Origin of the sequence: Mucilaginibacter sp., assembly GCF_035492695.1 — a bacterium.
Lineage (GTDB): Bacteria > Bacteroidota > Bacteroidia > Sphingobacteriales > Sphingobacteriaceae > Mucilaginibacter.
In genome coordinates this window covers 98,792-117,542 of sequence record NZ_DATJJC010000006.1, presented here as the reverse complement: position 1 = coordinate 117,542, position 18,751 = coordinate 98,792, and the positions used below count along the sequence as shown (strand labels likewise).

Annotated in this window: 18 protein-coding genes; 10 read left to right on the top strand and 8 right to left on the bottom strand. The window is 45.1% G+C overall.

Features of this window, described 5'->3' with window-relative positions; all coding sequences use genetic code 11:
- Positions 1 to 38: 38 nt before the first annotated feature.
- Together VL525_RS02940 and VL525_RS02935 are read left to right on the top strand one after the other, a co-directional pair.
- Positions 39 to 449: a group III truncated hemoglobin gene (locus VL525_RS02940; RefSeq protein WP_325383137.1), complete on the top strand. Its 411-nt coding sequence runs from the start codon at positions 39 to 41 to the stop codon at positions 447 to 449.
- Positions 450 to 619: 170 nt separating this feature from the next.
- Positions 620 to 4,726 carry a hypothetical protein gene (locus tag VL525_RS02935; protein WP_325383135.1) on the top strand — a complete coding sequence of 1,369 codons (4,107 nt, stop codon included), beginning with the start codon at positions 620 to 622 and terminating at the stop codon, positions 4,724 to 4,726.
- Positions 4,727 to 4,731: 5 nt separating this feature from the next.
- On the opposite strand, the gene VL525_RS02930 is transcribed toward VL525_RS02935, so the two are convergent.
- A complete protein-coding gene (locus VL525_RS02930; RefSeq protein WP_325383133.1) occupies positions 4,732 to 5,712 on the bottom strand; it encodes a GlxA family transcriptional regulator in 981 nt (326 codons plus the stop codon).
- A 119-nt stretch (positions 5,713 to 5,831) separates the two neighbouring features.
- On the opposite strand from VL525_RS02930, the gene VL525_RS02925 reads away from it, so the two are divergent.
- Genes VL525_RS02925 through VL525_RS02910 form a run of 4 tightly spaced genes read left to right on the top strand, consistent with a single transcriptional unit; the run spans position 5,832 to position 7,632 of the window.
- Positions 5,832 to 6,332, top strand: a complete 501-nt coding sequence (locus tag VL525_RS02925; RefSeq protein ID WP_325383131.1) for a DinB family protein — start codon at positions 5,832 to 5,834, stop codon at positions 6,330 to 6,332.
- Positions 6,333 to 6,343: 11 nt separating this feature from the next.
- Positions 6,344 to 6,763 (top strand): VOC family protein, encoded by a 420-nt coding sequence (locus VL525_RS02920; protein WP_325383129.1) that lies wholly within the window; start codon positions 6,344 to 6,346, stop codon positions 6,761 to 6,763.
- A gap of 51 nt (positions 6,764 to 6,814) precedes the next feature.
- Complete coding sequence (locus VL525_RS02915; RefSeq protein WP_325383127.1) at positions 6,815 to 7,243, top strand: VOC family protein; 429 nt, start codon at positions 6,815 to 6,817, stop codon at positions 7,241 to 7,243.
- Positions 7,244 to 7,251: 8 nt separating this feature from the next.
- Complete coding sequence (locus tag VL525_RS02910) at positions 7,252 to 7,632, top strand: DoxX family protein (protein ID WP_325383126.1); 381 nt, start codon at positions 7,252 to 7,254, stop codon at positions 7,630 to 7,632.
- 22 nt (positions 7,633 to 7,654) lie between these two features.
- On the opposite strand, the gene VL525_RS02905 is transcribed toward VL525_RS02910, so the two are convergent.
- From VL525_RS02905 to VL525_RS02890, 4 genes are all read right to left on the bottom strand, one after another.
- Complete coding sequence (locus tag VL525_RS02905; protein WP_325383124.1) at positions 7,655 to 7,885, bottom strand: hypothetical protein; 231 nt, start codon at positions 7,883 to 7,885, stop codon at positions 7,655 to 7,657.
- Positions 7,886 to 7,970: 85 nt separating this feature from the next.
- Positions 7,971 to 9,665, bottom strand: a complete 1,695-nt coding sequence (locus VL525_RS02900) for a hypothetical protein (RefSeq protein ID WP_325383122.1) — start codon at positions 9,663 to 9,665, stop codon at positions 7,971 to 7,973.
- A gap of 95 nt (positions 9,666 to 9,760) precedes the next feature.
- Positions 9,761 to 10,822: an NHL repeat-containing protein gene (locus tag VL525_RS02895; RefSeq protein WP_325383120.1), complete on the bottom strand. Its 1,062-nt coding sequence runs from the start codon at positions 10,820 to 10,822 to the stop codon at positions 9,761 to 9,763.
- A gap of 59 nt (positions 10,823 to 10,881) precedes the next feature.
- Positions 10,882 to 11,523, bottom strand: a complete 642-nt coding sequence (locus tag VL525_RS02890; protein ID WP_325383118.1) for a MarR family winged helix-turn-helix transcriptional regulator — start codon at positions 11,521 to 11,523, stop codon at positions 10,882 to 10,884.
- A gap of 111 nt (positions 11,524 to 11,634) precedes the next feature.
- Here VL525_RS02890 and VL525_RS02885 point away from each other — a divergent pair, with 111 nt between their 5' ends.
- Genes VL525_RS02885 through VL525_RS02870 form a run of 4 tightly spaced genes read left to right on the top strand, consistent with a single transcriptional unit; the run spans position 11,635 to position 13,413 of the window.
- The gene (locus VL525_RS02885; RefSeq protein WP_325383116.1) at positions 11,635 to 12,102 is read left to right on the top strand and encodes a hypothetical protein; all 468 of its coding nucleotides are present in this window, start codon (positions 11,635 to 11,637) and stop codon (positions 12,100 to 12,102) included.
- 4 nt (positions 12,103 to 12,106) lie between these two features.
- The gene (locus tag VL525_RS02880; protein WP_325383114.1) at positions 12,107 to 12,772 is read left to right on the top strand and encodes an SDR family oxidoreductase; all 666 of its coding nucleotides are present in this window, start codon (positions 12,107 to 12,109) and stop codon (positions 12,770 to 12,772) included.
- 53 nt (positions 12,773 to 12,825) lie between these two features.
- Positions 12,826 to 13,191, top strand: a complete 366-nt coding sequence (locus tag VL525_RS02875) for a DoxX family protein (RefSeq protein ID WP_325383112.1) — start codon at positions 12,826 to 12,828, stop codon at positions 13,189 to 13,191.
- Positions 13,192 to 13,197: 6 nt separating this feature from the next.
- The gene (locus VL525_RS02870; protein ID WP_325383110.1) at positions 13,198 to 13,413 is read left to right on the top strand and encodes a hypothetical protein; all 216 of its coding nucleotides are present in this window, start codon (positions 13,198 to 13,200) and stop codon (positions 13,411 to 13,413) included.
- A gap of 31 nt (positions 13,414 to 13,444) precedes the next feature.
- On the opposite strand, the gene VL525_RS02865 is transcribed toward VL525_RS02870, so the two are convergent.
- The 3 genes from VL525_RS02865 to VL525_RS02855 all read right to left on the bottom strand — a co-directional run bounded on the left by VL525_RS02865 (position 13,445) and on the right by VL525_RS02855 (position 18,695).
- Positions 13,445 to 14,701, bottom strand: coding sequence for a DEAD/DEAH box helicase (locus VL525_RS02865; RefSeq protein WP_325383108.1), 1,257 nt, complete (start codon positions 14,699 to 14,701; stop codon positions 13,445 to 13,447).
- Positions 14,702 to 15,065: 364 nt separating this feature from the next.
- The gene (locus VL525_RS02860) at positions 15,066 to 16,163 is read right to left on the bottom strand and encodes an acyltransferase (RefSeq protein ID WP_325383106.1); all 1,098 of its coding nucleotides are present in this window, start codon (positions 16,161 to 16,163) and stop codon (positions 15,066 to 15,068) included.
- 108 nt (positions 16,164 to 16,271) lie between these two features.
- Positions 16,272 to 18,695, bottom strand: a complete 2,424-nt coding sequence (locus VL525_RS02855; RefSeq protein WP_325383104.1) for a glycoside hydrolase family 3 C-terminal domain-containing protein — start codon at positions 18,693 to 18,695, stop codon at positions 16,272 to 16,274.
- Positions 18,696 to 18,751: the final 56 nt, after the last annotated feature.

Here is an 18,751-nt window from a genome sequence, read left to right as displayed (position 1 = left end):
CACTTTGACACTCCAAAAGATCATCGAAAAAGTATAAAATGAGTATAATCAACATAAGAAAGGACATTGAAACCCGGGAAGATATCCGCCTGCTTGTTGAAAACTTTTATCGCAAAGTTGCCGATGATGAGATAATCGGTGAGATATTCAGGGATGTGCTCGTCTTCAAATGGGAGACCCATATACCCGTTATGATCGATTTTTGGGAAACAGTGCTATTAGGCGGCGCGTCTTATCGGGGAAATACCATGCGCGTGCATATCGACCTTGACAAAAAACACCGGCTATCGCCTGTACATTTTGAACGATGGAAAAAACTTTTCTTCGAAACCATTGATGAGCATTTTGCCGGCATAAAAGCCGATGAGGCAAAAAAAAGATCCGAACTAATGGAAACATTGATGCTAACTAAGATCGGTCAGAGCAGGAATCCCAATTTTATACAATAATTACAGCCCCCTTTTAAGTATTACTACCTGACCAAATACCGTGTAAACACGGTTGCAAGCCTTAAGCCTATATTTTAACTTTAGCTAATCTACTAATAATCAATATTTTCTTTATTTTTATTTAATAATATTGACTATTAGTATAGGTAATTGCTTTATCTGGATCGGATATGGGTAACTTTCTTGCAAAAACAAAAAATCAGTTAGGCATTATTATTACTGTAATGTTCCTTGTACTGCTGGGTGCGGGTTATTTCTTTGTCTACATACCCGCAAATGAAAAAACGGTACAACAGCGCCGCTTTACATCGCTTCAAAAAATTGACAGTAACATCCATTCGAAGATAGATAACAGTGGCAATTTCCTCGCAACACAGCTTCACTCTTTCGACCATACGCCCGCGTACAAAGCATTCGTTACCAATTACTCAAAAAAAAATTTCACCCTGCTTTATGATCCGTCTTTACCCGGCACACCAAATAGCACAGGAAAAAATGATAAGCGCGACCATGGGCCGGTTGTCGACACAAGCGTAGATGTTTTTGTCGATAATAACGCCCAAAACCTGATACTGATCAAAAGCCGGCAGGGCGATACAAATGCCCGGCTGGGTATCCAATTTAAATTTAAGCAGTTTATCCAGTCACTTTTGCCGCATAATGTTTTCGACCAGTACATCGTATTTGCCAATAATAAAAAGCTTTATGAAACATTCCCCTCAGGACTTACTTACCAGGTACCCGATTCGCTGCTGCAGGTGGTCAATAAAATATCCTCGCCCGGCGTCCGAAGCCTGAAAATAGGAGGCACTGATTACAAGGCCTTTACGCAGCCTGTAAATGTTGGCAATGGCAACGAACTGCTTGTTGTTGGCCTGGTACTGAATGAGAGCTATCAAAAGGAAAAAAATCAGCTCCCGCTTGGTGTGGTGCTGTTTCTGTTAACCATAGCCATCGTGATGATCGTTTGCCTGCCCTGGATAAAGTTGTATAACATGGGTAATAAGGACAAGCTGACCGTGAAGGACGGCATCGAAACTGTATTGGTGTCGATGGTGCTAATGTCGTTGCTGTTCTTTGTGTTTTTTAAGTACGGGCCTTACCTGAACAATGACAAGTTCAAGTATAAAAATGGGTGGTTTTCTGCAGAAAGCTACTCGGGGAATGTATTGGCCGGCAAAATATCAGATGCCTTTGAAAATGAGCTAAAGGCTGTTTCAAATCTCCTGGACTCCGCTGATAGCCTTTACAGCCACGATCACATCCTTAAAGGCCACGGCTGGAAGGATAATTCTGATTATTACACCCTGCTTAAAAAAGCCCCGGAGAGAATTGCCGCAGATCAGCTTTTCTGGATGGATGTCCGCGGTAACGTTGTATCGCATTTGACAAACGGTACGCCTATACCAGATAGCAGCAATTTTAAGAATCGCGATTATTTTCAAAGAACTAAAAACAGCCAGCCGAACCATATTGGGCAGCCTCAGTTTTATGTGGACCAGGTAGTTTCAAGGGTCAGTAATTCCTTCACATCGGTTGTCGCAAAAAGTTCGAAACTGGAGAAGGTCGTCGCTATGTCCTTCACCGCCAAAAGTCTCGACAGCGTGGTGATGCCGGATGGATTTCAATTCGCGGTTATAGATGACAAAGGGAACGTGCTATACCATTCGCAAGCCGACCGAAACCTGAACGAGAACCTGGTAAATGAATTTGGCGAAAAAAGTCAGTTCCTGGGCTGTATGGAAGCGAAATCGGACACGTGTTTTACTACTGAATATCTTGGCCGGCAATGCAATTTAAAGATCAAACCATTTAAAAACCTGCCTTATTTTATAGTGGTATTTGAAGATAAGGAATACAATGATACCCGCGACACTGAAGCCTACTTTTTCACTTTTTCGATGCTGATTTGCCTGTTGTTATTCCTGATCATCCAATTTGGGGTGGTGTTTTTTGTATCAGCGAAACGATCATTCTTCAAAAAACAGCTATTCGACACCTCGTGGATCGGCCCAAAAGATTTTTCACATGAACAGTACAACATGGCTTCGATCGGCAACCTGATCATCATTCTGCTGCTTGGGGTTTGTTATTTTTTCAGTTCGTTCCTGCTTTACCTGTTTATCCTGCTTATTTCTATCACTTTTTCGTCACTCCTTCTTACCGGGTTGTTTGCACGTAAGTACCGCGACCGTAATTTATACCTTTTCAATTTCAAAAAGATAGCGGTAGGCTGGCTGTGCTTTTTTGCATTGCTTATCAATATAGCTGCCTGGTGGATCATGGGCCGGTCGCAAAACCTGCTGGGCCTGGGCCTGTACGAGTTAGTATTAGCAATACTTTATTTTACCTTCTATTTTTCGGGCTTTAAAGTACTTGCCCTTTGCTATGGTATCTTATCAGGCATAGGGCGCATAACTATCGGCGTGCGTAATTATGTTTTCAAACCTTACAAAAACAATTATGTGCTGCGCATCCCGTGGACCTACACGCACAGTTTTTCGTTAATGGCCACAACGCGCTTAGTTATTATAAGCGGCATCCCTGTAGCCGTGTTCTTTATCTATTCGTTCAATTATGAACAAAACCTTGACGCACGTTACCGCCAATTGCTTTTTGCCAGGCAGCTAAGCGGCAAAATATATCACCTTGCAAACAACGGAAAAGACGAATTAAAAAAAATAAACGAAGGCACGGCTTATACCTCAGGCATATATACAGACAACCACTTTATCAATGCAATTTCAGAACCCGACAAGAAATACCGGGATAGTATTAAACCCTACAACAGGGAATATTATGCTACTGCCTGCGTGCTGGACGCATTCAGGGCACACCTTAACAGCGTTGCTGTAAAAAATGATAAAATGAATTTGTCATCGATAGGGAACGAAGCGTATTTTAATTTCCCGGTTTCACATGCCTATCTTAGAAAGCTTCCGACAACAACGTTTTATCACCTGGGTGGCACCGACAGTTACATCCGTGTGAGTTCAAGACACCTCAGCTACTCATATCCAGAATGGTATCTTGGTCTTATATTTATCATTTCCATCGGTGCTTTTTATTACCTCATCCATAACATCATCCGGAAGCTGTTTGCCCTAAACCTGCCGTCGATGGGAGCATGGAAAAATATGGATGAGGAACTGATTAGCGATAGTGTATTGAATAGCCTGCTTTTTATAGTCGGCTCACCGGGTTCGGGCAAGCTGACAAAACTGAAAGAAAAGATCAGTTCGGGCCAATTGTGGGGACACGATAATCAGCAATTGACATTTGGCAGCGCCACCCAAAAAGGCAACGTTTACATAGCCGACATGATACTGATATCGCCAACCGGCGGCGAGAACGATCCGGAATGGAAGCGGTGTAAAAAAGAGGCCATGAAAGATCATGCCCTGGTTATTATTAATCACTTCGAATACAATATAAAAGACCTTACCACCAACAGCATCAAGCTCGATTTCCTGGAAATGCTGATGCACAAAGGCACCAGCAAGATCATCATCGTATCCACCGTTCATCCTGTAACCTTCCTGGATTCCTTTAACAATGATAACGCCTTCTTGTCAAAAGATGATAAGGGTCGCATTCCTGAAAATGAGCTCGAACGCTGGCACGTATTGTTGGGACATTTCAGGATAGTTATTGAACCACTTGTTTGCTCATCTATTCCCGACGATACAAGTGTGTTAAGAAGAATGGTGATGGAGGAAACGCAGTACAGCCATTTTCTGCACAAAATGCAGCCGATGACCTTATCACATATCCCTGCTTCGGAAGCTGACGGTATTGGCCCGATAAGCGACTCCCTGATATTTAAACTGCAATTAACCTCGCAATATTTCTACACCTACATATGGCAGTCGTTAACCAAAGAGGAAAAATTTTTGCTGTATGATCTTGCTGAAGACGGTTTGGTAAATCCATACGATGATCATAACCTGACCATGCTTATTTGTAAGGGCCTCATCATAAAGCCAAGCGGAACGCTTATGCTTTTCAACAAGGGTTTCCGGAATTTTATCCTGACGGCGATCGGGAACACCGAAGCTAACCGGATAAAAGAGCAGGTAAAAGACAACGGTAGCTGGGGCAGCCTGAAGACACCGATGAACCTGGTTATATTGGCCATCTTGTTTTTCCTGCTTTTTTCGCAACAGGAGGCCTACTCGCGAATCATTACCTACATCACTACAATAGGCGCAGGGCTTACAGCTATTTTGAGGATATTCCCGATGCTTAGTAATACCAATACACAGAAAACAGAATAGAAATTTCAGGCGACTAATGCGTCCTTATTATATTTGTTCCTGTAATCAACCGGCGGCATGCCGGTTATTTTTTTGAAAACATCCCTGAATGCTTTAATATCGGTATAACCAACATCGTACATCACTTCATAGATGGTTTTCCGGTTGCTTTCAAAGCTTTTTTTGGCGGCCTCTATTTTAACACGCTGTATATACTCCACTACCGTATTATGGGTCGATTTTTTGAACCGGCGTTCGAAGGTGCGGCGAACAATATTAAATCTTTCAGAAAGGTCATCCACGGAAATCTTCTGTTGAAAATTTTGCTCGATATATTCCTGCGCATTCTTTACTACCTCGTCTTCATGATCTTTTTGCCCCTTGAAAATAGTGAAAGGCGATTGATCATTACGCCCGATATCGACAACAAAATATTTGGCAGCCAGGATGGCCATTTCACGGTTGGTATATTTTTCTACTAAATATAGCAGCAGGTTCCAGTAAGAGTTGGCGCCGCCGCTCGAATAAACATGTCCTTCTTCGGTAATTATCTTTTCGTCAACCAGTTCAACCTCCGGAAACATATTGCGGAACTGGTTAGCAAAAAACCAATGTGTTGAACATTTTTTCCCGTTCAACAATCCTGTTGAAGCTAACAGGAAAGCGCCAATGCAAAGGCTGGCAACTTCGGCACCTGCATCGTATTGGTCAATTATCCACGGCAGAAGATCCTTATTTAATCTGATAGCGGCATTCAAATCGCCGAAAAGAGGCGGGACAATAACCAGGTCCGATTTCTTTACTTCATCCAGCAACAGGTCGGTATGGATGGAAAACGCACCGCCATTAAGTTTCACTTCATGCGTTCTGCCTACAAGCTGCACCTTAAATAAGGGAGATTTGCCGGAATTTTCCAAAAACTGGTTTACCGCGGTAAAAATGTAGCGCGGATCGGCAATACCCTGTAGAACCGAGCTTTCGGGCACTAATATCGAGACTGTTTTCATAAAGTAAAGTTAAACCTGGTTTCTGTCGCAATCAACCCGCCTGAATGTCGTATTTGCGCATTTTTTGGCGATGATAATCATACTAATTTGCATCAATCAATTTGTTAAACAAAATAAATATGAAAAATGACTTGGTAGCGGAGATCGAAAGCACAAAAGAAATGCTGCTAACAGCGCTTGGTTCCTTCACTCGGCAAAATATAAACACGGTACCTTTTGACGGGAGCTGGACAGCGGGCCAGGTTGGCGAACACGTGTTAAAATCGGCATCGGGTGTTTTGCAGACCATAACCGGGCCCGTAAAACCTGCCGGGCGCGACCCGGAACAAAATGTAAAACCGCTTGCCGATGCGTTTTTGAATTTCGAGATCAAATTTCAATCACCCGATTTTATTATACCATCCAATGAGCCTAAAGACAGGGACTACCTGCTAAGCGCATTGAACGAAGCTTTTGAAGGGATAAGAAAAGTGACCGGGTCAGCCGATCTGAACCTGGTATGCACGGGCTTCGAAATGCCCGTAATGGGACAGATGACCCGATTGGAATTTATCAATTTTACCGTATTTCACACCAAAAGGCATACACACCAGCTAAACAATATTCTGAAGTATTTTTAAAGTTTAATGCCATGACAACATTGAACCCATATATCAATTTTAACGGCAACTGCCGGGAGGCAATGCAATTTTACCAGCACTGCCTTGGGGGCGAGTTGAGTATACAAACAGTAAAGGGATCAGCCATTGAAGACCAGTGCCCGCCTTCCATGAAAAATAAAATACTCCATGCAACACTTTTGAACGGTGCGGTTTTTATTATGGCTTCGGATATGACCGGACCCGGCGGGGTTGCAAACGGCAGCTCGATAGCGATCTCTGTAAATTGCTGCAGTGAGGAAGAGATCAACGCGTTTTACAATCGCTTTGCTGAAGGCGGAAAGATAATCGACCCGCTAAAGACCCAGTTTTGGGGAGGGATGTTCGGTGTGGTGGCAGATAAATTTGGCGTAAGGTGGATGTTCAACTACAATAAAAACGAAGAGAACTAAAAACAGCGGTTTTTTATAACTTGATCTTTAACCAATTAAAACTCAAATAAAATGGCAATAGTAAATTCCTATTTAAACTTTAGCGGTAATACCGAGGAAGCTTTCAATTTTTATAAATCAGTGTTCGGGACCGAATTTTCAGCGCTGGTGCGTTTTAAGGACGGGCCCGGCGGTGATAGAATCCCCGCTGAATACCTGGACAAGATCATGCACATTGCCTTCCCCGTAGGTAACGGCAATTTGCTGATGGCGACAGACATGATCGAATCGATGGGGCAAATATTGAAAACGGGCAATAATTTCAGCCTATCCATTACCCCAGGCAGCGAAGAAGAAGCGCTGAAGTTTTTCAACGGCTTATCGGAAGGGGGAACAATAGAGGCGCCTTTTAAAAAGGAATTCTGGGGGGCGTACTTTGGCATGTTCGTGGATAAGTTCGGCATCCGGTGGATGATCAATTATGATCCTAATGCGAAATGATCATGAATATGAAAACGATCAAAATACTCTACTGGGTATTACTGGTAATCTTTTGCCTGTTCCATGTTGCGGATGGTTTCGGCGGAATTATGAAAACGCAGGCTGGTATCGATGCTATGAATAAATTAGGCATGCCTGCTTACTTAATGCCTTTTTTAGGTACGTTAAAAATATTGGGGGTTATTGCCTTAGTTCAAAACAAATTTAAAACCATTAAGGAATGGGCCTTTGCCGGTTTTGCGTTTACTTTAATGGGAGCGGCAGTAGCTAATGCCTGCGCAGCAAACAGCCAAACCGCTTTTGTTATTATGCCTATCGGCTTGCTCGCGGTGCTGTTTTTGATATACTACTGCTGGCGGAAACTGGAATTAAACACGGCAAAAAAATAATGGGGCGAACGCCCCATTATTTTCACTTCTTATCCTTTGGCTTTGGCGCGTCGTCATCGAGGCGCAATGTGTAGGCCGACTCCGCCGCATCAAATGACTGCTTTAGCAGATCAGCGTCCGCTTCTTTTCCCTTTTCCAGTTCTTCTTCGCTTGGATCTATCCCTGTCGAGTGGATATCCTGCTGACTCATCTGGTCTTCCTTGTCCGACCCTTCAAGGTCATCCAATGGCATTTCGTCTTTTGGTTCTATCATGGTGATGATGTTTAACGTTTGGTTGATAACAAATCTAAAGTACAAAAGGGGTTAATTAGATGATCAATATCAAAAAAAAAAAATGCTACTTCAACCCGTAAACCATAACCTGGTTTGAAAATGTGGCTACGTATACTTTACCATTGGCAATAGTCGGTGCGCAAAACTTGGCGTAGCTGCCGGGTGAATCGCCTATAGCCTGTGTACTGTTCCAGAGTTCCTTACTAACATTTGCCGCATCGAACGCCCTTAATATGCCCCCGCCTGATATTGAATAGTATGCCCAAACTATACCTGTTCCTGCGGTTGTACCTTTAGAAGAAACCGACAGGGAAGGCCCTGGATACTGCGGACCATTTGCAGCCGAAAATGCAGCGCCATAAGTAAGCTGCCCGCTGCCTGCGTTAAATGCAAGCGACTGCAACTGAGCATGTCCGGGCCATATATAAACAAACTCGTTAGCGCTGCCTTTGTAATACGCAGGCTGGCAATGCATCGATTGGTTCATGGGGATGGTCTGTGTAATTTGATTGGACGATCCTGAGTAGCCGCCCATATTATCTTTGTTTAACACGTACACATTGCCGTCCTTGCACGCTGTGAGGTAATAATTTGAATTCGGGATCAGCATTGAGCCCATTACACCATAATCAAGATCGTTAACATTCAGGTCGACGTAATTGGTGGGCGTAAAATAGCTGGTTACCTGCATCGTATTTCCGGAGGGTGTGAGGCGCAACGCGCTCTCGGCGCGGTTGGCCGGATTCGTCGGGTCAGGATTAGGTGTTCTTTCATCTGTCCCATTGGTTGTTGGGTTGTACAAATTACCCTTTCCAACGGTGCCGTTTCCGGTGGTGACGTACAAATTTCCTGCCTGGTCGGCTTTTATACCCATGCCGCATTCCCAAATTCCGCCGCCTTCGCCATCGGGTGTATCATTGTAGGCCACCGTCTGCTGCAATGTACCGGCATCATAACCAAGTATCCAGCCATGATACGGGTTCCAGTCGCAATGCGAAGAAAAGCTGATATAAACCACGCCGTTTACAAGCACCAGGCCCTGGCGCTGGTTATTCCGCATCGGATCAAACGACGACGTGCCCCCGCTGCTTCCGTCGCCGGTACCAGGTACACTGGCAGTAATTTTTACCGGGCTGCCCGACCGCTCGGCCCCGCTTGTAATATCAACTGCATGCAGGTATTGTACAAAGTTACCTTCGCCGGGACCCTTCGTGCTCCTGGCAACAAAATAAATTGTCTGCGCAGCCGAATCAATAACCGGCGTGCCGACGATGCCGATACTGTTAGCAAAATCGTTGTACGGATTACACCAGCTCGAATTCATGTCGCTGGCGATCGGCGGGCGCATACCATTGGCCGTATAGTTATTGCTCCAATATTTGGTACCATTATCGGCATCATAAGCATATACGGTATTGTTTACTGTGGCTATATATACAACATTGTGCGTACCCGAACTGATAGACACATTACCTACAACCAGGGGCTGGGCATATACCTGTGCATCAACCGAAAGGACGAACTTCCTGCCGAAATGCGCCGTGTTCACGTTGGAGGTGTTCAAGGCAGCTTCCTGGCTGTTCAACCCGGCCCTGGTATTATCATTGTGCTGGGTGAGTACAGACACATGTTGTACATTTGCCGAATCTTTAGTTGTACCGCCGCCGGTATTACCGGGATCGACTTTTTCCCTCTTTTTACACCCGAAACAAATGACCCCTACCAGCAAAACCGGCAACAGGGTATTTTTTAACATCATATACTTTTTTATTATTTGAGGTTTATATACACGCCTACCAGTTCATTAACGGTCGACGATCTGCATTTATCTATATCTAAGGGCAATATAAGAGTTTAATGGCTTATTTTTCTGACCAAATTATTTTGATAATCGGCTACATAAATATTGCCTTCCTTGTCAGCGGCGACGCCGAAGGGTTGGTTAAATGTCGCTTTAGCGGCATCACCATTATCTGCCCCGCGTTCGCCCGTCCCGGCTAAGGTAGTAACAACACCGGCGGGAGTTATCTTACGTATTTTGCTATTGCCTGCATCGGCAACATAGAGATTACCTTCCCTATCCACAGCAATACCGCAAGGATTGGAAAAAGAAGCGGTGGCACCTTTACCGTCTTTGGCGCCATTATTATGCTTACCCTGTTTGGCGGGTTTTCCTGCAATGGTGGTAACAACCCCCATTGGGTCCACCTTGCGTATCATATTATTGTAAGTATCAGCGATAAAAAGGTTCCCCTTGTCATCTAATGCAATACCCTCGGGTAAGTAAAATGACGCGGCGGTGCCCGTCCCGTCCTTTGAGCCGGGTTCGCCGGTACCGGCAATGGTGGCCATTTTGCCATCGGGAGTTATTTTGCGGATAACATCCTTTGCCCAATCGGTAAAATACACGCTACCATCTTTTCCTGCTACTATCCCATGCGGATTATCTAAACGTTCAGGATGTTCAGGGTTATCCTTCGTATCCGGTGTAAGGGCGCCTGCAATGGTGGTAACTGTTCCGTCGGACGCTATTTTGCGGATGAGGCTGTTGCGTGTATCAGCGACGTATACATTCCCCCCGGGCCCAACTGCCAGCGCAGCGGGGAAAAAGAACGACGCTCTATCCGCTTTCCCATCGGCTGCACCGGCTACACCGTTGCCTGCCAGCGTAGTCACTACACCATCCGTACTTATTTTGCGGATGAGGTTATTGCGGGAATCAGCTATGAATAAATTGCCTGCCGAATCTACAGCAATGCCCATCGGGTTTGCGAATGATGCTTCGGAAGCTTTGCTATTCGCAGCTCCAATAGCCCCGCTGCCTGCAAAAGTAGTGACCATAGCACCCTGGTGCTTTTTACCGCAGGCAAAGAGAAAGCCTGTGGCAATAAATATAAACGCGAACTTTCCTCTCATAAAAGGCAATGGAATGTTTTATAATGATGTCTTAAAACTAAGATTATTCCTTATAAAACTTACACTTTTTTATCCGCTACCATATCTGTATATACTTCTTCAAACGGCTTTCCCCTGTGCTGCTGCCACAGTGCAGAGAATTTGATCTCGATATTTTTTAACAGACTAATGCAAAGCTGTTTGTCGTCTTCATCCAGTTCCATGGTCATCATGCCGGCTACCTTCCGCATCTGCAACATACAGAGATCTATCGCCTTCGCCCCTGCCGCGGTTAATTCGATACGTTTGGAGCGTTTGTCTTCTTCGTCATCATATTCCTTTATCAGGCCGCGTGTTTTCAGCCGGTTCAGCATATCCGTTCCGCTGGACAGCTCGAATAAATTAGCATAAATGATGTCGGTTTTTCGCGGGTTGCCTTCCTGTTGCACCGTTAGCAATATGCCAAACTCTTCAACCTGGTTAAGGCCCGTTCCCTCAAGCGCGCGGCCCGCATAGTTCATATTGAGTTTATGGATGCGCCCTATCATTTTTAACAACAGTCCTTCGCTGGTAGGCGGCACAACACCACCGGTAAGCGGACCGGTAATTTTTTGCTGCTGATGACTTGCAAGGTAATGCCTGCAAAAGTCGTCGATACTGGCGCCGGGGTGTTTTTCCTCAAATAAGGCCCATTCGTTTACCAGTTCCACTGTCTTATTCATGTCATTTTATTTCGGTTTCGCAGTAAAGATATGAAATTTACTTCGCAACTATTGTTTATTACGAAACCGAAGCATAGTTTTGATTTATACAACGAAAACGAATCAATTATTATGAGCTCATCAACATTATTGCAAACCCTGCTTGTACTGCATATCAGCGGCTTTGTCACCCTTGCCGGCACTGTAGTGGCCGATACAGCTATTTACAGCCGGGTAAAGAAACATTTATTAACCGATAAGGGCAAAGCGTCGGTTATGCTTGACGGTTCGGCCCTTTTCCCTGTTTTGATCAGGATAAGCGCTATCGTGGTTATTATTACCGGCATGGGAATGGTGGGTATTGTGCATGCATTTACGGATATGCTGTGGTTCAGGCTGAAAATGCTAATGGTGCTGGGCATTATCATCAACGGAGCAATAGTTGGCCGGAGTTTGATGGCGAAACTAAGAAACCTGCTTTCTGGAGACATTACCAACGGCGTAGAAATTGAAAAGATACAAAGCAGGTTAAACCTGATGTACACCGTGCAGTTGATCCTGTTCCTGATCGTATTCACCCTGAGTGTTTTTAAATTTTGATCGTATGAAAATAGAACAAGCAAAAATTAACCTGCTGGTTATAGGCGCAAATGGAGGCATTGGCCGGCAAACAGTAGAACTGGCGCTTAGTTACGGGCATCATGTTACTGCGGTATTGCGCAACCCGGCCAAATTATCACTAACACATCCAAATCTGACCATAGTTAAAGGCGATATCATGAAGCCTGACGCCTTTGAAAAATACCTGGGGAACCAGGATGCGGTCATTTCAGCTATCGGCGCGAGCGGTGGCATAACTGGCGATGCACCAACTACGCTTTATTCGCAGGGTAATGCGCACCTTATACAGGCCATGAAAAAGATGGAAGTTAAACGTGCTTTTTTTATCTCGGCTTCGGCAGTAGAAATAAGCCCGGTACTCCCATTTTATGTACGTTTTGTAGCTAAATATATTCTTCAGAAGCTACTGAAATACATGTATGCCGATCTGCTGCGGATGGAAACCCTGGTAAAAGAAAGCGGTTTAAACTGGACCATAATACGCCCGCCCCGGTTGACCGATAAAGCAGGTACAGGCAAATACCGGGTTTCCATAAACAGTTTTTTGAAGAACGCCCTCAGCATTTCAAGGGCCGATGTCTCACACTTTATGATCAACAACGTGAACAATGAAGCGACTTACCGATCTACTATCGAGATCGCTTATTAGGTACAGGATCATGAAAGTGATCAAAGCCATAGTATTTAAACATCATATAGATTATGAAAAAAGATAAAAAAATTTACTGGTCGGCAACGATAATTATCAGCCTGATCATGCTTTTCAGTATTTACAAGATGTATACGCCTCTTTACGAGCACCTGGGGTTTCCGTCTTATTTCAGAACTGAATTACTTGTAGCAAAGATACTTGGGCTGACGGTATTGGTTGTCCCTCAATTTTCATTGCGGGTTAAAGAATGGGCTTACGCAGGCTTCGGCATTGTGCTTATTTCGGCTTCTGTGGCACACTTCAACAGCGGCGATGCTATCGCTAATGTTTTTGAACCGTATATATGGCTTGCAATACTGATTATTTCGAATATTTATTTGCACAAAGTTCGCGGCGCCAAACCTGCGGCAAAATAAGCGGTTATGGAAATATTAGTTTTTAAAACAAATGTAAATAGCAGGCGAAAAGCAAACCGGATAGGTAGTTTGCTGGCCGCTACTCCAACTGTCAGGCATTGGAACTTTGACCTGGATGATTGCGATAAAGTGCTGCGCATTGAAGCAACCGGGTTAGATACAAACATGGTAGCATCGCTGCTGCGCGCTGCGGGATTTGTTTGTGAGGAACTGGATTATTAAGGAGCCGGGTACAAAGCCACTCCACTGCGCATTACTCTGATACTTTTTGATGAGAATGAGAACCGCCCCCGTCGCCGGGCCGTTTCTTTTTCTTGAACTTGCTGCGGTTATTGTTTCGCCTGTTATCAGATGGGCTGCGCTCCCTGAATACCGGAGCTTCGCCTAACTCGGCCGGCAACGGGGTCGCTATTATCTCGCGACCTATCAATTGTTCAATGCTTTTCAGCTTGCGCGAATCACGTTCGTTAACCAGGGTTATAGCGGTGCCTGTGGTTTCGGCCCGGGCAGTACGGCCTATGCGGTGGATATAATCTTCAGGGTCGGAAGGCACATCGTAATTAATTACCAGGTCTATCCCTTCCACGTCTATTCCGCGCGACAATGCATCGGTACCTATGATTACGGGTAAAGTGCGGTTTTTGAAATCTAATAATATTTGCTCGCGTTCAGCCTGCTCAAAATCCGAATGAAAGGCATTTACTTTAATATGTGCACCTTTCAGCTCGCGCGCCAGGCGTTTTACCTCGTCCTTGGTATTAGCGAATATGATGGTGCTGGTATAATTGCCGTTTTTAAGCAACAGGGTTACCAGCTTTGACTTTTGTTCGTTATGTAACTTATATATCTGTTGATCGATACCCTGCGCCGGTTGCGACGTAGCCAGGTTGATCTGCTCGGGGTTTTTCATGATGGAGCCGGCCAGTTTGCGTATTGGTCCGGGCATGGTTGCTGAAAACAGCAGTGTTTGGCGATGAGCCGGTATATCGCGGATGATGCGCATGATATCGCCCATAAAGCCCATATCCAGCATCCGGTCGGCTTCGTCCAATATCAAATATTTGATATTATTGAGCTTTAGCACACCTGATGTAAGGTGAGCGATCAGCCTGCCGGGTGTGGCTATCAGTATATCTACATTGTTCTGGATGCCGCGGCGCTGTTGCTCGTAAACAATGCCATCGCCGCCGCCGTAAACGGCAATGGAGCTGAGGCCAGTAAAATAGGCCAGCCCCTCAACCTGCTGATCGATCTGCTGGGCTAGTTCGCGGGTTGGCGCCAAAATAAGCGTAGTGGTACGGTGGCCTTCATCAGCCTCGGCAATTTTATGCAGAACGGGCAATAAATAAGAGGCAGTTTTACCCGTACCGGTTTGGGCACAGGCTATTAGGTCCTTACCCTCTAATACCACCGGGATCGCCATTTCCTGTATTGGCGTGGGTGTGGTGTATCCCATGCTTAGGATACCTTCGGTAAGGTGTTCGTTAAAATTAAAATCCTGGAATGTCAAATAATTAATAAATAATGGTAAAGATACGAAAATTTACCGCTTCGCGCATTTTCCCTGTTTGCCCGGCAGCGGAATCAAATTAACATCACGTCCGTCGACAGGAGGCAACTACGAGGCCGCTTTCACTATAAACAGTCAACTCCATTCAAATTAGTGCAAATATAGTTGGGAAAGCCGAATTGGCATGTCAATTTATGGTTAACCTGTTTTTTGTCTATTTTAACACAATATTCTTATAATCAGATACTTATATTATTAATACAGAAAAAAGTATTAACCATGTTAACCCTACTGTATTAACTAGAGAAATGTCGAATGGCTTGATAGAGTACATGGTCTGAAAGCAATTTCTCCAGCAGTTGAACTATCCGGCAACATACTTGCCGATGTACGGTATTTTACTCAAAATGAATATCAACGCAAACGAAAGTATAAAACACACCAGGGCTATTAACGGGATACCCAGGTAAGGATTAAAAAGTTTATAACTAAAGTCCCAGTCGGCCAGTAAGGTTAAAAACAGGGCATGACAAAGATAGATACCCAGGCTGTAGTTTCCGATAAGATCGCGAATGGGGATAAGGAATTTAGGTATTTGATAAACTGTTATTCTTGCCAGCAAAAATATGCCGGCCGCATATAAAATAATGAACGGACCCAGGGGCTCGTACATCAGGGTACTGATATTTCCGGATGATGCCGTGGTGAAATACGTGCCAACGGTTATCCCGGCCAGGCATAAGAAATAAAAGATGACCAAACCGGTTTTATTTTGCTTTTCAGGCAGTTCCTTAAAAGCTAAGTAATGACCCAGTACCAGGTAACCGACGTATCCTGTAAAATAACGGACATCAACCTGCGGCCAGAAACGGGACAGGTAGGGCTGCGTAAATGAAATGACCGTGAACCAGACGACTAAAAAGTACAGTATTTCCTTTTCTGTAGCCGCACGCGCAAACCGGCCGATAACGGGAATGAAAAAGTACAGCCCAACGAGCATATACACGTACCATAAATGATAGTAGGCACCGTATTTGAGCTGGTGGAGAATCAGCAGAACGTTCTTCCAAACATCCGCTGTAAATACGATCTCTTCATCGTACAGCGAATAACCGACGTACACCAAGCTCCAGAACAGGAAGGGCCAGATGATACGCGAAAGGCGGCGTTTTAAAAAATCGCCGATCTCATATTCGCGGTGCAGCAATAAGGCGCCGGTGATCATCACAAAAACGGGAACAGCAAACCGGGTGAGCGCGTTGTACAGATCGGCCGCCAGCCAGTCGCTCAACGATGCTTTTTTGAAATCCATCAGTAACAGCGAAGCGGTGTGCAACACGATGACGGCGAATAACGAGATCACCTTCAGATTGTTTATCCAATCGATGGTTGGGGGTTTCGCTATCTCCGGATTAATTGTTTGTGCGGTTTCCAGGGTTGAAAGTTTCGATAAAAATAGCAAAACTTAGCTGACTAAGCCATGAACGGAAACCCGCTTAACTAAAAAACCCGCCCCGGTAGTAAACCGGGAACGGGCTCATTATAGGAACAGTTAATGTGTGCGTTGTTCTTATTTCTTCAACTCGTCTATCTGCATTTCAGGTTTTAGCACATTGTGTACTTTTTCGACAATGATGGTTTTTGGCAGATCAAATTTCTGTGACTTTTTAATGTCGGTTGACGAAGCGCCAACTTTTACGGTATAGGTACCTGCTTCGCTAACCCAGGCCGATTGTGCCGTGTTGAACGATTCGAGATCCTTCGCCGACAAGGTGAAACTCATGGTTTGCGACTCTTTAGGCTGCAGGGTTTTGGTTTTGCCAAATGCGCGCAGTTCTTCTTCGGGTTTCTGCAAAGTTGCTACGGGCGCGCTTACATAAAGCTCAACCACTTCGCGGCCGGCAACTTCGCCTGTATTGGTAACCGTAACAGTTGCAGTTACCGAACCATTGAAAGTTTTGGAGCTCAGCTTCAAATCGCTGTATTTGAATTTGGTGTACGATAAGCCATAGCCAAACTCATAAGCCGGTTTCACATCAAAGGTTGTAAAGTAACGATAACCCACGTAGATACCTTCTTCGTAAGTAACTACAGCAGGGTGACCGCGCATCGGGTTGGGTTTCTCACCTTCCGGCATTGGTAATTCCTTGCCCGGGAAGTTTTTGGCCGAAGGTTCATCTTCATATTTCACCGGGAATGTTGTAGCCAGTTTACCAGATGGGTTAACTTTGCCACTCAACACATCAGTAATAGCGTTACCGGCCTCAAGGCCCGGCTGCCATGCCAGCAGGATGCCGTCAACCTGATCGCGCCAGCTGGCGGTTTCAATAACGCCGCCAATGTTCAATACTACTACCAGTTTTTTGCCTTTAGCATGAAAAGCGTCCGAGATATTTTTGATCAGGGCCTGTTCAGAATCCATCAGGTTAAAATCATTTTCCACCTTACGGTCGGCACCTTCGCCGGCGTTCCTGCCGAGCGTCAGAATTGCCACATCGGCACTCTCAGCCTCCTGCGAAAGCATGTCAGGCGTTATCGCCATTTGCGGAATAGGCGGCGGCAGCATAAAAAACGACATCCTGTTCTTTGGCTGTTTGGCTTTTGCATCGTTTATATAAGTCTCATAAGCGCTTTTCAGGTTAGCATCAACAGAATAGCCGCCATTAGCAAGGCCCTGGATAAGCGAAATAGTATACGCCTTATTCACGTTACCGCTACCGGTCCCGCCAGCTATCAGATCGTAAGATGTGTTACCGAAAAGAGCAACTTTTTTACCTTTCAATGGTAGCGCTTTATCATCATTTTTTAGCAGTACCATACCCTGTGCCGCTGCCATACGCGATACGGCTGCATTCTTTTTCAGGTCGGGTTTGCTTGAGTATTTATACTTTTTAAACTCGGGCGACTTAAGGACAATATTCAATATCCTTTCGACATTGGCATCCAACTGCGACATCTTGATCTTGCCGCTATTAACCGCCTCTAAAATCGCCTTCGATTGCATGGTGGTGCCCGGCATCAAAAGGTCGTTACCAGCGTTCACCTGGGCAACCGCATCGCGGCCGCCAAACCAGTCTGTCATTACAAATCCTTTAAAGCCCCACTCCTTTTTTAGTATTGTGGTTAACAGATCAGGGTTTTCAGAAGTATAAGGGCCGTTCAGCTTATTATAGGACGACATTACTGTCCACGGGTGCGAAGCCTTAATAGCAATTTCGAAATCCTTCAGGTATATCTCGCGCAGCGCCCTTTGGCTTACAATAGTATTAACGCTGTTACGATTAGTTTCCTGGTTGTTTGCGACGAAATGCTTGATAGATGTCCCCACCCCCTGCGACTGAATGCCGTTAATGATAGCTGCCGCCATACTGCCCGATACCAGGGGATCTTCAGAATAGTATTCAAAATTACGGCCGCCGAGAGGGTTGCGATGGATATTGGCGCCCGGACCTAATATTACATCAGCACCGTACTCATGTATTTCGTTACCAAATGCAACACCCACTTTGTGCACCAGGTTAACATCCCACGAAGAGGCCAGCAAAGTGCCCACCGGAAAAGCTGTAGCGTAGTAGGTTTTTGAACTGTCGCCATTACGTATCGGGTCGATGCGGATACCAGCGGGACCGTCCGAAACGGTGATAGAGGGGATACCAAGCCTTTTTATAGCGTGTGTGCGTCCTGCAGCACCGGGCACCTTTTCAGGGATATCATCACTTGGATCGATTGGGGGTAAGGTAAAAGCAGGTGGCGTTGCCGCAGGTACTGCCGTTGTCCCGGTTTCTTTCTTTTTTGGGGCCGAGCTGGCGCCTGGCATTTTAAAGCCCATACCGACCACCAGTCTAACTTTTTCTTCCACGGTCATAGCTTTTATAACCGCCTTCAAAGGGCTTTTTCCAAGCTGCGGGGTGGCCGCAGCAGGCTTTTTTTGAGCCGATGCGCCCACACACCATACGATGGCAAGGATGGACAAAAAGGGTACTTTTCTTTTCATTGCGAATTTTATTTGGTTTGATCCGGAATAAATCACCGGCAGCACAATTGGTTTGA

Bases quoted from the DNA above. Each gene is read 5' to 3' on its own strand.
- VL525_RS02855 (WP_325383104.1), bottom strand. From the start codon at position 18,695: ATGAAAAGAAAAGTACCCTTTTTGTCCATCCTTGCCATCGTATGGTGT.
- VL525_RS02930 (WP_325383133.1), bottom strand. From the start codon at position 5,712: ATGAAAACAGTCTCGATATTAGTGCCCGAAAGCTCGGTTCTACAGGGT.
- VL525_RS02890 (WP_325383118.1), bottom strand. From the start codon at position 11,523: ATGAATAAGACAGTGGAACTGGTAAACGAATGGGCCTTATTTGAGGAA.
- VL525_RS02915 (WP_325383127.1), top strand. From the start codon at position 6,815: ATGGCAATAGTAAATTCCTATTTAAACTTTAGCGGTAATACCGAGGAA.
- VL525_RS02910 (WP_325383126.1), top strand. From the start codon at position 7,252: ATGAAAACGATCAAAATACTCTACTGGGTATTACTGGTAATCTTTTGC.
- VL525_RS02900 (WP_325383122.1), bottom strand. From the start codon at position 9,665: ATGATGTTAAAAAATACCCTGTTGCCGGTTTTGCTGGTAGGGGTCATT.
- VL525_RS02905 (WP_325383124.1), bottom strand. From the start codon at position 7,885: ATGATAGAACCAAAAGACGAAATGCCATTGGATGACCTTGAAGGGTCG.
- VL525_RS02885 (WP_325383116.1), top strand. From the start codon at position 11,635: ATGAGCTCATCAACATTATTGCAAACCCTGCTTGTACTGCATATCAGC.
- VL525_RS02880 (WP_325383114.1), top strand. From the start codon at position 12,107: ATGAAAATAGAACAAGCAAAAATTAACCTGCTGGTTATAGGCGCAAAT.
- VL525_RS02940 (WP_325383137.1), top strand. From the start codon at position 39: ATGAGTATAATCAACATAAGAAAGGACATTGAAACCCGGGAAGATATC.
- VL525_RS02925 (WP_325383131.1), top strand. From the start codon at position 5,832: ATGAAAAATGACTTGGTAGCGGAGATCGAAAGCACAAAAGAAATGCTG.
- VL525_RS02920 (WP_325383129.1), top strand. From the start codon at position 6,344: ATGACAACATTGAACCCATATATCAATTTTAACGGCAACTGCCGGGAG.
- VL525_RS02935 (WP_325383135.1), top strand. From the start codon at position 620: ATGGGTAACTTTCTTGCAAAAACAAAAAATCAGTTAGGCATTATTATT.
- VL525_RS02870 (WP_325383110.1), top strand. From the start codon at position 13,198: ATGGAAATATTAGTTTTTAAAACAAATGTAAATAGCAGGCGAAAAGCA.
- VL525_RS02895 (WP_325383120.1), bottom strand. From the start codon at position 10,822: ATGAGAGGAAAGTTCGCGTTTATATTTATTGCCACAGGCTTTCTCTTT.
- VL525_RS02875 (WP_325383112.1), top strand. From the start codon at position 12,826: ATGAAAAAAGATAAAAAAATTTACTGGTCGGCAACGATAATTATCAGC.